The following is a 13,882-nucleotide window of genomic DNA, read 5'->3' as shown; positions in this document are numbered from 1 at the left end:
TAAAAGGTTCGATACTCGTTAAACAGTATTCGAACCTTTTTCATTTCTAATATATGATTTAGCAATTTCGAAGTGGGTATAAAATAGAACAAGGTTTTTATAGAGAGGTGAAAGTATGATAAATATTATTCAAGCTATTGGTTCTATTGGTACGTTTATAATGGCCATTTTATATTTTATATCTGTTATGATCCAAATTCGTCAAATTAAAATATCTTTTATTCCTTATTTATCATTTGATCAGATTATTTTAGAAAAGAATAAGCGTGGGATTAAAGTGAGGAATTTGACTGCTTCTGACCATGAGTATGTGAACACGGCATTTAAATTATTAAATTTAGGTGGCGGCTCTGCGAAAGATATTGAAGTTATATTAAAGTTAAATGATGAAGAAATACTTCAAAGGAAACGTATTAACATTTTACCTAACAATCAGTTTTATTTAATTCCTATTAATCAAAAAGTACTCTCTGAGTTTAGTGATACTATTGAAAATAATGGTTATGAAACTAACATGACGATTGAGTTGAAGTATAATGGTCAGGTATCTAAAAAACGCTCATCTAATGAATATAGAATCTCGATTGATAGTTTTGTTAATTTAGATGATAAAGAATTATATGAATTAACTTTTGAAAGAATTGGTCAAGTATAGTGAGTGATAATTTAGTTTAATACTATTATTTTGACTAATTCATGCTATGATAAAATAACTAATCAATCTAAGAGGAGAGAAAAAATGAGCAGTATACTTTTTGTGTTGTTGTGGGTAGTTATATCCATTGCCTTTATTGTTACTTTGGCTATCACAGTAATAAAATATGCCAAAGAAAAACAGTATAGCAGCTATTTAGCAAGTACAATCGTGCTATTTGTAGTTGGTGTTATAAGCTTTGTTTGTATTTTTGTGAGTTTGTCTTTTGATAAAGAATATTCATACAAACAATTATTCAAAGAAGACAAGCCAAAGGAAGTTAAACATATATCTGATACACCTAAGAAAGACTTGAAAGATTTAAAGTTAGGTGACAAAATTATCGCTAATGGTTTAGAAGTAACGGTCACTAAGGCTGAGTTTGTTCTGCCTGATGATGGTTATTCATATTCTCAAAACGGCAAAATATTGAAAATCAATTATAAATTCAAAAATTTAGAGAAAGATAAAAAATTTATAGATAATTCTAATTTTAATTTAACAATTGATGGAGAAGTACAGCCACAGTTTAATGGTATGAAAGATAATAAAGGTGGTTTCCAACATCAACTAGAAAAAGGTGAGACTAAATCTAGTTATTTATATTATGATGTAGCGGATATGGATAAGTATCAAGTAAATATGGATTTTAAATCATCTAAAAAAGAATATAAAGCAAATTGGACTATAGCTAAAAAAGATATTAAAGAAGATTTGAATAATGAAAGAACAACTGAAGAAGTGGTGCCACCACAAGAACCACAAACAAATGAACAACAAACTGTTGAACAACCTAACAATTCTGCAGAAGAACAGAAAAAATTAGATGAAGCAGAGAAGAAACGTCAAAAAGATGCTGAAGATAAAGCGGCTAAAGATAAAGAAGCAAAAGAAGAAGCGGCTAAAAAAGCTGCCGAAGATAAAGCAGCTAAAGAGGAAGCAGATAAAAAAGCTGCTGAGCAAGAGAAGAAACAACAAGAAGCAGCTGAAGAAAAAGCAGCAGCACAAAAAGAACAAGATCAAGCAGCTGCTCAAAAAGAACAGGCAGCAGCAGAACAGAAACGACGAGAGCAAGAACAAGCTGCAGCGGAACGAGAAAAACAACAACAGCAACAAAAAGACCAAGCAGCACAACAAGAAAAACAACGAGCAGCACAAGAGGCAGCACAAAAAGAAAGAGAACGAGCAGCACAGCAGAAGCAATCTCAGCTTGATTCAAATTCGTCTGAAGAACGATAATTGAATTAGAAGAATATTTATATTTGAAATAGTAGAAAGAGGTAAACTAATGCAGACAGTATATTTTAACCATGATGGTGGCGTCGATGATTTAATTTCATTATTTTTGTTATTACAAATGGATGATGTGAATTTAATTGGTGTTAGCGCTATTGGTGCAGATTGCTATGTTGAACCAGCAACGAATGCGTCCTGTAAAATTATTAATCGATTTTCATCACAGCAATTAGATGTTGCATCTTCGCAAGAAAGAGGTAAAAATCCTTTTCCTAAAGATTGGAGAATGCATGCATTTTTTGTAGATGCAATGCCGATTTTAAATGAAGATGTAGATATTAAGTCTACTATTTCTGAAAATGAAGCTTATGAAGATATTATAGAGAAAGTCATGAATAGTTCTGAAAAAGTCACAATGTTATTGACTGGCCCTTTAACTGATTTAGCTAAAAGCTTAAAAGTTGAACCTAGAATAGAAGAACGTATTGAAAGAGTAGTTTGGATGGGTGGAACTTTGCTGGATAAAGGAAATGTAGAAGAACCTGAACATGATGGAACAGCAGAGTGGAATGCTTTTTGGGATCCAGAAGCTGTTCAAACAGTATTTGATACGAATTTACCGATTGATATGGTAGCACTGGAAAGTACAAACAAAGTACCATTAACTCCGGACATTCGTAAACGTTGGGCAAACGAAAGACAATTTGAAGGTGTAGATTTTCTAGGTATTTGTTATGCGCTAGTACCACCGTTAACACACTTTGTTACGAATTCTACGTACTTCTTATGGGATGTATTAACAACTGCGTACGTTGGCAAGCCAGAACTTGTAGAGAAAGAAGAACAAAAATTATCTGTAATCACTCATGGACCTAGCCAGGGTCGTACTTTTAAAAGTGAAGAAGGAAGAATCGTTAATATTGTGAATGATGTAGATCGAGATGGATTCTTTGATTTTATGACTGAATTAGCTAAAAAAATATAACGAATTAAACACTCCGTTGGATAGATTACTTTAATGTAAATTTATTCAACGGAGTGTTTTATTTATTATTAATTTTAAACATGATTTGAAGAGTATTGTGAGATGTTTTTATAAATTTCAGTTTTTTTGATTAAAAACATTTTAATAGGCTATATGAATATATAGACAAAATGGGGAGTGTTTATAAAATTATGAAATTCAAGAAAAAGAACGTTAATGTTGTAGACGCTAGTAAAACTAAAAAAACTGTCGTCGCAACAGGGATTGGTAATGCAATTGAGTGGTTTGACTTCGGTCTTTATGCTCAATTAGCAGTTATTATAAGTATGAACTTCTTTGGTAATATGCCAAAAGAAATTCAACTTGCATCAACATTTGCAGTATTTGCATTTGCTTTTATTGTTAGACCAATAGGTGGTATATTCTTTAGCCATCTTGGAGATAAACATGGACGTAAAGTTGTGCTATCGACAACTATTATTATGATGGCACTATCAACACTAGCTTTAGGTCTTTTGCCTACTCAACATGAAATAGGGATTTGGGCACCAATCTTATTATTAATTGTTAGAATGGTACAATCATTCTCAACTGGTGGTGAGTATGCAGGTGCAATGACATACATAGCCGAAATTTCGCCAGATAAAACAAGAGGTAAGTTAGGAAGCGGACTTGAAATCGGAACGTTGTCTGGAAGTATATTAGCTGCAGCACTCGTAGGTATTATGTATGCTGTACTGAATGATGAACAAATGGCTTCATGGGGGTGGAGAATTCCATTCATTATTGCAGCACCATTAGGAATCATTGGTGTGTATTTAAGAAATAATTTAGATGAAAGTCCAGCTTATGAAACAACTCTCGAAGAACAAGAAGAACTTGAGTATTCTTATAAAGATATATTTAGAAAATATTGGAGAGATATAATCGTTTGTTTCGCTGGTGTAGCATTCTTAAATGTAGCAAACTATATGGTTTTATCATATATGCCTTCGTTCCTTAATGGTACGTTAGATTTAGGCGGTACGATGAGTAGTATGCTAAGTATTTTAACTATGGCAGCAATGATACCGGCAGTATTCTTCTTTGGTTGGTATAGTGATAAAGTTGGAAATAAAAACACAATTTTATTTGGCCTAATAGGATTTAGTTTACTCTCAGTATTAGCTTTCTGGTTGATGAGTATTCCATCCATTCCAGTGGTAATTGCAGGTTTATTCATTATTGCATTATTCATGTCTACATTTGAAGGCGTTATGCCATCAGTGTTACCAAGTATATTCTATACAAAAGTAAGACTAAGAACGTTATCTCTTGTATATAATATAGGTGCAGCAATTTTTGGTGGTTTAACACCATTTATTTTAACCACTTTAGTAGAAACAACTGGTCAAAAAATTGCACCGTCATATTATTTAACATTTATAAATGTAGTAGGATTAGTCATATTCTTGTTTATGTTCAAAACAACTTCAAACAAATCACTAAGAGGATCATATCCGAATGTTGATAATAAAGAAGACTTACAAGAAGTATATGAAAATCCAAAAGATGCATTATGGTGGAATCAGGAAGAAGAAACAAACAAATCATAAGAAAAAAGCATCGGGTGATTTCACCCGATGCTTTTTTTATAATTATTAAACAGCTTCAACATTTAAATTAACGTCTATATTATTTCTAGTCGCTTTTGAGTAAGGGCAGAAATCATGAGCATCTTTTAAATATTTTTCTGCGTCTTCTTGAGATACATTTTTAACTTTAGCATCAATATCTACTTCTAGTTTTGGGCTTTCAGCATTTGGGTCATCTACTAAACGTACAGTTAAAGTAACTTCTGGTTCAGCGTCACGTACTTTGTTTTGTTTTAAAATCAAATCGAAAGCGCCATTGAAACATGAAGCATAACCCGCAGCGAAAAGTTGTTCAGGGTTTGTAGCGTTACCATCAGCTTGTTGTGGTGGTAACACGTCTACATCAATTGCTTTATCATCTGTATAAACATGACCTTTACGACCACCTGTGTTTGTTGCTTTTGTTTCATATTGAGTTGCCATAAAAAAATACCTCCTTTAGTATATATTAAATGTTTACCCCTAATTTAATTTTTAAATCATAGTTTCATAGATAAGTGATTAATTAAGGAAGTTTTTAATTACCATTCAATTAAATAAGATGTTTATAAAGTATGTTATTGGGTATAAATAATATAGAATGGATAATCATTCAATTATGATTTATGAAGGGTGATATAAAATGGCAGACGAAAGCAAATTCGAACAAGCAAAAGGTAATGTTAAAGAAACAGTTGGTAATGCAACAGATAATAAAGAGTTAGAAAATGAAGGTAAAAAAGATAAAACTTCTGGTAAAGCTAAAGAAGCGGTAGAAAACGCAAAAAATAAAGCAAATGATGTTATCGATAAATTTAAGAAATAATAACTAATTGAATTATTATTTCTTTATAGTATAAAAAGAGCAGGAATTCATTTTAAAAAAATGAATTCCTGCTCTTTTTGATTATTTTATGTCGTCTTCATCAATTTCCCATTTCATTTTGTAACGTTTATCTGATGAGCGTAATTGTAATTGTACGTCATATTGATCCGCTTCTGGTACATCATAGTATGCATAACCTGTATCTGACTCACCAGGTTTTAAACTAAATGAAAATCCATCATTTTCATCATCCATACCATAGAATTTTGAAACTCTACTACCATCAGCTGTAATTCCGAAGTTAGTATCACCAACGATTAAACTTGAGTTATTAATATTATCTAGTTTGTAAGAAACTTTTAATATTTTATCTTTAGAAGGTTTACTATATTTATTAGTTGGTTCAACAAATTCAGCTTTTTCTACTGTAATTTTTGTACCGATTGCACTAATTGAGTTTCCTACTGTTGTGTTTCTAGTAACAGTAGATGAATCATCATCTTCATCTGTAGATTCTTCAGTAGTTTCCTCTTCAGTAGATTCTTCTTCAGTAGTTTCCTCTTCAGTAGATTCTTCTTCAGTAGTTTCCTCTTCAGTAGTTTCCTCATCTGTAGATTCTTCTTCAGTAGATTTTTCTTCAGTACTATTATTTGTGAACTCATCAATTTGGTCTTTAATTGGGCCAGCAGCACATGCACCCAAAATAACTGCTAAAATAATGAATACTATTAAACATCCACCACAGCCAAAGAACCAAGGTTTCATACTAGAGCCTTTACCATCTCCCGATTGGCGTTGCTCTTGCTGATGATTATTACCATCAGTAGAATCATTAAATGGATTATTTTGTTGTGCGTTTTGTTGTTCTGAGGTGTTTTGGTTGAAAGGATTCTGATCTGATTGATTAGAATTAGCCATAATATTTCCCCCTTTATGTATTATTTTTTAATAAAAAACAATTGTCTATGTATGATTTCAAAACCTTATACACAAGTAAATAATCAATGTAAAACAATTGTTTTATTTATTAATTATTTTTAGTTTATAGTAAATTGGGTAATAAATCTAGGTCTATTATAAAATATACAAAATATTTATAGTAAATTAATATTTTATTATTTTTCAGAATGTAAAAAATTGAAAATAGGGCAACACTTAGTTTAGAATAGAGTAAAAGGAGTGGTAATCATGTATAAAAATATTTTGTTTGGCATTAATACAGAAATGAAAAATGAAAAAGTTTTAGAACAGATTGCTAAACTTGTTGGAGAAGGGTCAGAAGTCACACTTTATAACGTTGTTAGCGAAAAAGATTTAAAAGCTTCTGTACGTACGGGTGTCCATTTAGATGAACTTAAAGAAAAAAGACAAGAATCGATGAAGCATATATTTGATTATTTTAATGAACAAAATATCAAATATAATCTTCAATTTGTTCAAGGGAATCCTAAATCAGAATTGGTAAATAAAGCTAATACTGGAGATTTTGACATTGTTGTTTTAAGTAATAGAAAAGCAGAAGATGAAGATAAACTCGTGTTAGGAAGTGTCAGTCATAAAGTTGCTAAACGAGCTGCAATCCCGGTATTAATTGTAAAATAAGTTTTAAAATTATGATGGGTAGCTATTTATATGATATATTCAACCATCGTTTCATAGAAAAATTTCCTCGACTAATGTAAAATATAAATAGAAGAACATTGGAGGAATGACTATGACTGAAGAACAAACAAAAACGTTTCCATATATCGTTGCGACAATATCATTAGAAACAGCAGATGATATTAAAAAAACAGTTGAAGAACTCATTTCAAATAAAGATTCAATTGATATCGTTGAATTTAGAGCAGACGCTTTAAAAAACACTTCAATTGAAAATATTAATGAAATATTAGAGAAATTTAAAAAAGAATATCAACTTGCACCGATATTATTCACTTATCGTTCAAAAGGGCAAGGTGGAAATGGTGATTTTGATCATGAATCATATTACAAATTAATGCAAGACATTATTTGTAATAAAAAAGCTGATTATGTAGATATTCAATTAGATACTTACGAAGATAATTTAATGAATTGCATAACAAAAGCACAAAATAATGAAGTTAAAATAATCATATCTCATCATGATTTTAAATCGACGCCTGATGAAGAAGAAATGTTTGTAACTTATGAAAAAATGGCAGAATTAGGTGCAGATATCGGGAAGCTTGCCGTAATGCCACACAATGAAAAACACTTATTATCTATGCTTAATGCTCTGAACAGAGCTTATCATAAGCTGGAAATTGATGTGATTGGTATTTCAATGGGTGAACTAGGAAAAATGACTAGAATCACTGGTGGATTATTTGGTTCTAAATTCACTTATGGCTTTGTAGGTAAAGAAGCAGCACCTGGACAAATTCATGTTAAAGAAATTAAGAAACAATTAGATTTATATCAACATTAATATATGAGCTTAAATTCTATTATATTAGAATTTAAGCTCATTTTTATGATATAATTGATAATAATTATCAATGGGAATTGGGAGTGTAAATAATGGAATTAAAGAAAGCGATTATAGAAAGAAGAAGCGTAAAAAAATATGACTATGAGATGTATATTGATGAAGAGAAATTATTTTCTTTAGTTGATTTAGCAACTTATGCTCCAAATCATGGAATGCGAGAACCGTGGAGATTAGTATATATAAATAAAAAACAAATACCTGAATTTGCTGAAAAAGTAGCACAATCTGCATTTGTAAATGATCCTGCTAAACAAGAAAAATATATAAACAAAGTGACTAAAGTCGGTGGCATGTTTGTTATACTTTCGAAAAGAGATTCAAGACAAAAAGAAAATCTTGAAAATCAAATGGCGATAGGTGCATTTATTCAAAATTTAATGTTACTCATACACGATGAAGGAATGGGTTCATGTTGGAAAACACCTGAATTTATATTCAAACCAACATTCCGTAAAATCGTTGGAGTAAATGATGATGAAGATGTTAATGGATTTTTATATGTTACAGAAAAAGACCCAAGTGTAAATGTAATGACAAGAAAAAATAATTCACTTATTACAGAATGGTAATAATATAATGTATTAGGCTAAGTTGTAGATTAATTAGATAGTTAATCGAAGACATTCTCAAAATCATCACCATACAGTAAGAGGCTGAGACAATTAATTGTCTCAGCCTCTTGCTTATTTAAATCAACTATTTATTATTTTAAGTTTTCAGCTAAAAATGCTTTTACATCTTCAGGTGTTTTGGCATTTGCTGAATGTAAGTGAGCAAGTTTTTCGTTATTTTTAAATACTAATAAACTTGGAATTCCCATTACATCATTTTCTGTAGCCGCTTCTGGAACTTGATCGCGATTAATTTGATACCAGTTGAAATTATGATATTCGTCGATGATAGGATCAATCCATTGGTTCATTCTTGTGCAATCTGGGCACCAGTCTGCAAAGAATTTTACAACTACTGGTTCTTCGCTTTGTGTGATCTCTTCGAATTCTGCATATTGACTAATTGTTCTCATTTTTATTATGCTCCTTAGAAATTTTTCTTATAATTAAAGTATATCGCATTTTCAATATTTTAAAAATTATTTAACTCATTACTATATGTTCGTTAGTAATATTGTTATAATAGATTTAAATAGATATATGGAGGTAAAGACATGATAAAATTTTATCAATATCCTAATTGTACAACTTGCAAAAAGGCAGCAAAGTTTCTAGAAGAGAATGGTGCTAGTTTCGAACCGATTGATATTACACAGTTAACACCAACAGCTAAAGAATTAAAGGATATCATTGATGGTACAGATATTACTGTGAATCAATTATTTAATACTCGAGGCGCTAAATATCGCGAGTTGGGTTTAAAGGATAAAATGAATGATTTGTCTGACAACGAAAAATTCGATTTATTAGCTTCAGATGGTATGTTAATCAAAAGACCTTTAGCAGTTTTAGGCAATAAGGTTACTTTAGGTTTTAAAGAAGACGAATATCGCCAAACTTGGTTGTAAAAATAGTTGCTTGAATAATCGCTTTATGTCATGATTATAGGTGAAATACATATAGGAGGGGATTACTTTGACAGTACCTAGTGAGTTAAAATATTCTAAAGAACATGAATGGGTAAAAATTGATGGTGATGTTGTAACAATTGGTATTACTGATTTTGCTCAATCAGAATTAGGGGACATTGTGTTTGTTGAGTTACCTGAAGAAGGTGACGAATTAACTAGTGGAGATTCATTTGGTAGTGTAGAATCTGTTAAGACAGTTTCTGAGCTATATGCACCACTATCTGGAAAAGTCGTTGAAGTAAACGAAGAACTAGAAGATAGCCCTGAGTTTGTTAATGAATCATCATATGATAAAGCATGGATGGTTAAAGTTGAGTTATCTGATAAAGCTCAATTAGATGGATTACTAGATGCAGACGCTTATAGTGAAATGATAGGTGAATAATATAATATTAAACTCCACGATGCAAATGGTATCATGGAGTTTTTTTAAATCTTGAATACGAAGTTGAACTATAATATTAATTCATTTGTAGAAGGTGATGGCCATGGCGATGATTAAAAAAGTAATAATCGTAGAAGGTATTTCTGATAAAAAACGAGTGAAAGAAGTATTAAATGATCATGTTCATATTATTTGTACACATGGAACAATGGGTGTAGAAAAAATGGACGAACTTTTAGAAGAAATTTATGGTTCACAAGTATATGTTTTAGTCGATCAAGATAAAGAAGGTAAACGTATTCGAAAATGGTTTAAGAAGTATGTGAGTGAAAGTCGTCATATTTATATTGATTCGACATTTTCTGAAGTAGCTCGCTGTCCAAGACAATATTTAGCGAATGTGTTAAACTATCATGGATTTACAGTAAACAATGATTTTGTATTGAAAGGGAAGTATCGTTACCATGAAACACACAGAAATATTGAACGATATATACAAGCATTTTGATAAGGATTTACATTTATTATTTGGCTATACACCTACATGTGGAACGTGCAAAATATCTGAACGTTTGCTGGATATAGCGAACGAAGTAACACAATTACCAATCAATAAATGTGATTTAAATTTTTATCCAGAGTTCTGTAGAGAATTTGAAATCTTATCAGTACCTGTATTATTCATTATGAAACAAGATAAGGTCATAGAAAGAATATACGCTTTTCAGTCTGTTCCTTATATTGTTGAGAATATTCAAAAAGTTATTGACGATAAAAACTTATCATGATAGTATGAATTTAATTAAATACGTAGTAACTCTTATCAAGAGTGGTGGAGGGATGTGCCCTTTGAAGCCCGGCAACCGTCATATATATATATGAAATGGTGCCAATTCACAAAAAGTGTAAACTTTTGAAGATGAGAGAAAGACATATTTCTAACGCCTTTCTCTTGATAATTAGAGTAAGGCGTTTTTAATTTAAAGATTAGGAGGCAGCAGATTTGATTGAGTTAAATAAAGTTGTTAAAACTTTCAAAACAAAAAAAGGTGACATTACAGCTGTTGACCATGTCGACTTAAAAATAGATAAAGGAAGTATATATGGTGTAATTGGATTTTCTGGAGCTGGAAAAAGTACATTAATACGAATGTTTAACGGTCTGGAAACGCCAACTGAAGGTGAAGTTATAGTTGATAGTGCAAATATTGGCAAACTTTCTAAACAAGACCTTAGATTAAAAAGACAAAAGGTAAGTATGATATTCCAACATTTCAATTTACTATGGTCTCGTACGGTTAAAGATAACATTGCATTTCCTTTAGAAATTGCAGGGGTATCTAAAAGTGAGATAAACGAAAAAACAAAAGCACTTATCAAAAGAGTGGGTCTTGAAGGTCGTGAGAATGCTTATCCATCACAATTATCCGGTGGGCAAAAGCAAAGAGTTGGTATAGCTCGAGCTTTAGCAAATGATCCGCACGTATTATTATGTGACGAAGCAACAAGTGCATTAGATCCTCAAACTACTGATGAAATATTAGATTTATTAGTAGACATAAACAAAGAGCTCAATTTAACAATTATACTTATTACACATGAAATGCATGTCATTAGAAAAATATGTGATCATGTTGCAGTCATGGAAAATGGTAAATTTGTCGAAGAGGGAGAAGTTATCAATGTATTTAATGACCCTCAAACATATGTTACACAGCGTTTCGTAAAAGATGACTTAAAAGCTGATGATCTTCAAAGAACATTAGAAGATTTCAGAAAAGAACAACCAAACGGAGAAATTTGGAAACTGAATTTCGTTGGTGGAACGAGTTCAGAACCTGTGTTAGCAAAAATTATTAAAACATATAATATCGATATTAATGTCATTGAAGGTGATGTTAAGTTGACTCAAAATGGCACATTTGGCCATATGATCGTTCATTTACCTCAAGGTGATTATTCTAAAGATCAAATTAAAAAAGAACTTAATGATCTTGGTGTGAAAGTAGAGGTGAATGTAAGTGAATAAATCATTTGGAGATATTATAACTGAAATGATTACAATGCCTAATGTTAAATGGGATGCCGTATGGGAAGCATTATATGAAACACTATACATGACGGTAATATCAACAGTATTTACATTAGTATTTGGTTTAATATTAGGAACATTACTATTTTTAACATCAAGAGGGACATCAAAGAGCTCTCGAATATTTTATTCAATCGTATCATTCGTCGTTAACTTATTCAGAGCTATTCCATTCATCATCTTAATTCTACTATTAATACCTTTTACAGATATTTTATTAGGAACAATCAGTGGTCCAAAAGGTGCACTACCAGCATTAATCATAGGTGCATCACCTTTCTATGCTAGATTAGTAGAAATAGGTATGAAAGAAATCGATAAAGGCGTTATTGAGGCAGCTGTATCAATGGGTGCTACAACATGGACAGTAGTAAGAAAAGTGTTAATTAAAGAATCATTACCTGCCTTGGTTTCAGGTATTACAGTGACAGCAATTGCATTAGTGGGATCAACAGCAATTGCAGGTGTAATTGGAGCAGGTGGGTTAGGTAACTTAGCTTACTTAACTGGATTTACACGAAATCAAAATGATGTCATTTTAATTTCAACAATCTTTATATTAATTATTGTATTTGTAATCCAATTTATTGGAGATATTATTGTTAAAAAAATTGATAAACGTTAAAGGAGTGTTTCACATGAAAAAAGTTTTTGGTTTATTATTCATTTCACTATTAGCAGTAGTGCTAGTTGCATGTGGTGGAGGAAGCGGCGATGACAAAGGTAAAAAAGAAACAATTAAAATAGGTGCATCACCAGCACCACACGCTGAAATATTAGAAGAAGCAAAGCCACTTCTTAAAAAAGAAGGTTATGATTTAGAAATTAAAACAATTAACGATTACACAACACCTAACAAATTATTAGATAAAGGTGAACTTGATGCAAACTTCTTCCAACATACACCTTATTTAGATACTGAATCTAAAGAAAAAGGATATAAAATTGAGTCTGCAGGAAATGTACACTTAGAACCAATGGCAGTTTATTCTAAAAAATATAAAGAATTAAAAGACTTACCGAAAAATGCTACAGTATACGTTTCAAATAACCCAGCAGAAGAAGGAAGATTTTTAGCATTCTTTGAAAAAGCAGGATTAATCAAAATTAAAGACGGCGTTGATCCAATAGATGCAACATTCGATGACATTACTGAAAATAAGAAAAATATTAAATTCAACAACAAACAATCAGCAGAATTCTTACCGAAATCTTATCAAGCAAACGAAGGTGACGCTACAATTATCAATTCTAACTTTGCAATTGAACAAGGATTAAATCCAATAAAAGATTCAATCGCAGTAGAAGGTAAAGAATCACCTTACGCTAACCTTATCGCAGTACAAAAAGGACACAAAGACGATAAGAAAATCAAAGCGTTAATAAAAGTATTACAATCAAAAGAAATTAAAGACTTCATCGATAAAAAATATGATGGTGCAGTAATTTCAGCAAAATAAATATATTAAAAGAGCATCTAGCTATTCGGCTAGATGCTCTTTTAATTTTATTGAGCTAGTTTTCGTAGTCTTGACCGCTAATAATTTATACCATGCCATTAGCGAAATAAATAACAATCATGAAGACTGCTATTGCGTATAAAATAATGCCAATTGATCTATAGTTTCTTACATTAAATGTAGCGATACTAGCAATTGTCAATGCGGTTAAAAGTGTGTTGTATAAACTACTTATATTTATGACGCCTACTAAATTTAATAATAATATAAAAGCACATATCGCACTTATTACAAATGCAAATTGTTCATAGCGTTTCATTTGGACTTCCTTTCCGTATTTTAAATTTTATTTAACATCATTATAATATACATTTTCCTAAATAGCCTTCTTAAGCCATTCAAATAGATTTTACATAAAATGAGAATAGATTGAAATGATTATCATTTGAAAGACTTTTCAGAAAAATGTTATTTATGAAGCGTTTCTTCTATAT

General features: G+C 31.0%; 19 protein-coding genes and 1 riboswitch. Of the genes, 15 read left to right on the top strand and 4 right to left on the bottom strand.

The features are described 5' to 3' along the window. Positions 1–115: 115 nt before the first annotated feature. From LQ609_RS02940 to LQ609_RS02925, 4 genes are all read left to right on the top strand, one after another. Positions 116–655: a hypothetical protein gene (locus LQ609_RS02940; protein WP_239734294.1), complete on the top strand. Its 540-nt coding sequence runs from the start codon at positions 116–118 to the stop codon at positions 653–655. An 84-nt stretch (positions 656–739) separates the two neighbouring features. Then, complete coding sequence (locus LQ609_RS02935; RefSeq protein WP_239734293.1) at positions 740–1,933, top strand: DUF4352 domain-containing protein; 1,194 nt, start codon at positions 740–742, stop codon at positions 1,931–1,933. Between the two features lie 49 nt (positions 1,934–1,982). Next, positions 1,983–2,915, top strand: a complete 933-nt coding sequence (locus tag LQ609_RS02930) for a nucleoside hydrolase (protein ID WP_078357726.1) — start codon at positions 1,983–1,985, stop codon at positions 2,913–2,915. Between the two features lie 191 nt (positions 2,916–3,106). Beyond that, positions 3,107–4,510: an MFS transporter gene (locus LQ609_RS02925; RefSeq protein WP_078357725.1), complete on the top strand. Its 1,404-nt coding sequence runs from the start codon at positions 3,107–3,109 to the stop codon at positions 4,508–4,510. A 45-nt stretch (positions 4,511–4,555) separates the two neighbouring features. On the opposite strand, the gene LQ609_RS02920 is transcribed toward LQ609_RS02925, so the two are convergent. Continuing rightward, complete coding sequence (locus LQ609_RS02920; RefSeq protein ID WP_078357724.1) at positions 4,556–4,972, bottom strand: organic hydroperoxide resistance protein; 417 nt, start codon at positions 4,970–4,972, stop codon at positions 4,556–4,558. Between the two features lie 199 nt (positions 4,973–5,171). Between LQ609_RS02920 and LQ609_RS02915 the strand changes: the two genes are divergently transcribed. Further along, positions 5,172–5,354 carry a CsbD family protein gene (locus tag LQ609_RS02915; RefSeq protein WP_078357723.1) on the top strand — a complete coding sequence of 61 codons (183 nt, stop codon included), beginning with the start codon at positions 5,172–5,174 and terminating at the stop codon, positions 5,352–5,354. Between the two features lie 81 nt (positions 5,355–5,435). On the opposite strand, the gene LQ609_RS02910 is transcribed toward LQ609_RS02915, so the two are convergent. After that, positions 5,436–6,272, bottom strand: a complete 837-nt coding sequence (locus tag LQ609_RS02910; protein ID WP_239734292.1) for a DUF4352 domain-containing protein — start codon at positions 6,270–6,272, stop codon at positions 5,436–5,438. A 270-nt stretch (positions 6,273–6,542) separates the two neighbouring features. Here LQ609_RS02910 and LQ609_RS02905 point away from each other — a divergent pair, with 270 nt between their 5' ends. From LQ609_RS02905 to LQ609_RS02895, 3 genes are all read left to right on the top strand, one after another. Further along, positions 6,543–6,956, top strand: a complete 414-nt coding sequence (locus LQ609_RS02905) for a universal stress protein (RefSeq protein WP_107509713.1) — start codon at positions 6,543–6,545, stop codon at positions 6,954–6,956. 112 nt (positions 6,957–7,068) lie between these two features. Beyond that, positions 7,069–7,806 carry a type I 3-dehydroquinate dehydratase gene (gene aroD, locus LQ609_RS02900; RefSeq protein ID WP_078357720.1) on the top strand — a complete coding sequence of 246 codons (738 nt, stop codon included), beginning with the start codon at positions 7,069–7,071 and terminating at the stop codon, positions 7,804–7,806. A 92-nt stretch (positions 7,807–7,898) separates the two neighbouring features. Next, on the top strand, positions 7,899–8,438 hold the full coding sequence (locus LQ609_RS02895; protein ID WP_078357719.1) for a nitroreductase family protein: 540 nt from the start codon (positions 7,899–7,901) through the stop codon (positions 8,436–8,438). Between the two features lie 134 nt (positions 8,439–8,572). Here the strand turns inward: LQ609_RS02895 and LQ609_RS02890 are convergent, their stop codons facing one another. Beyond that, positions 8,573–8,893, bottom strand: a complete 321-nt coding sequence (locus tag LQ609_RS02890) for a thioredoxin family protein (RefSeq protein WP_078357718.1) — start codon at positions 8,891–8,893, stop codon at positions 8,573–8,575. A 141-nt stretch (positions 8,894–9,034) separates the two neighbouring features. Between LQ609_RS02890 and LQ609_RS02885 the strand changes: the two genes are divergently transcribed. The 7 genes from LQ609_RS02885 (at position 9,035) to LQ609_RS02855 (ending at position 13,388) form a co-directional block, all read left to right on the top strand. Beyond that, positions 9,035–9,388: an arsenate reductase family protein gene (locus LQ609_RS02885; protein ID WP_078357717.1), complete on the top strand. Its 354-nt coding sequence runs from the start codon at positions 9,035–9,037 to the stop codon at positions 9,386–9,388. A 67-nt stretch (positions 9,389–9,455) separates the two neighbouring features. Next, on the top strand, positions 9,456–9,836 hold the full coding sequence (gene gcvH / locus LQ609_RS02880; RefSeq protein ID WP_078357716.1) for a glycine cleavage system protein GcvH: 381 nt from the start codon (positions 9,456–9,458) through the stop codon (positions 9,834–9,836). A 103-nt stretch (positions 9,837–9,939) separates the two neighbouring features. Then, entirely contained in the window at positions 9,940–10,344 is a 405-nt protein-coding gene (locus LQ609_RS02875) for a toprim domain-containing protein (RefSeq protein WP_078357715.1), read from the top strand. Next, positions 10,301–10,624 (top strand): thioredoxin family protein, encoded by a 324-nt coding sequence (locus tag LQ609_RS02870; RefSeq protein ID WP_239734291.1) that lies wholly within the window; start codon positions 10,301–10,303, stop codon positions 10,622–10,624. The genes LQ609_RS02875 and LQ609_RS02870 overlap by 44 nt, the downstream gene beginning before the upstream one ends. Before the next feature lie 29 nt (positions 10,625–10,653). Continuing rightward, positions 10,654–10,762, top strand: a riboswitch (SAM riboswitch). Between the two features lie 77 nt (positions 10,763–10,839). Beyond that, entirely contained in the window at positions 10,840–11,865 is a 1,026-nt protein-coding gene (locus LQ609_RS02865; protein ID WP_107509711.1) for a methionine ABC transporter ATP-binding protein, read from the top strand. Next, positions 11,858–12,553: a methionine ABC transporter permease gene (locus LQ609_RS02860; RefSeq protein WP_078357712.1), complete on the top strand. Its 696-nt coding sequence runs from the start codon at positions 11,858–11,860 to the stop codon at positions 12,551–12,553. Before LQ609_RS02865 ends, LQ609_RS02860 begins: the two co-directional genes overlap by 8 nt. Before the next feature lie 13 nt (positions 12,554–12,566). Continuing rightward, positions 12,567–13,388 (top strand): MetQ/NlpA family ABC transporter substrate-binding protein, encoded by an 822-nt coding sequence (locus LQ609_RS02855; protein ID WP_119634326.1) that lies wholly within the window; start codon positions 12,567–12,569, stop codon positions 13,386–13,388. Positions 13,389–13,473: 85 nt separating this feature from the next. On the opposite strand, the gene LQ609_RS02850 is transcribed toward LQ609_RS02855, so the two are convergent. Then, positions 13,474–13,707, bottom strand: coding sequence for a hypothetical protein (locus tag LQ609_RS02850; RefSeq protein WP_107509710.1), 234 nt, complete (start codon positions 13,705–13,707; stop codon positions 13,474–13,476). Positions 13,708–13,882 lie beyond the last annotated feature (175 nt).

The organism is Mammaliicoccus sp. G-M28, assembly GCF_022386595.1.
Classification (GTDB): Bacteria; Bacillota; Bacilli; order Staphylococcales; family Staphylococcaceae; genus Mammaliicoccus; species Mammaliicoccus fleurettii.
This window is presented reverse-complemented; position numbering and strand designations above follow the sequence as displayed.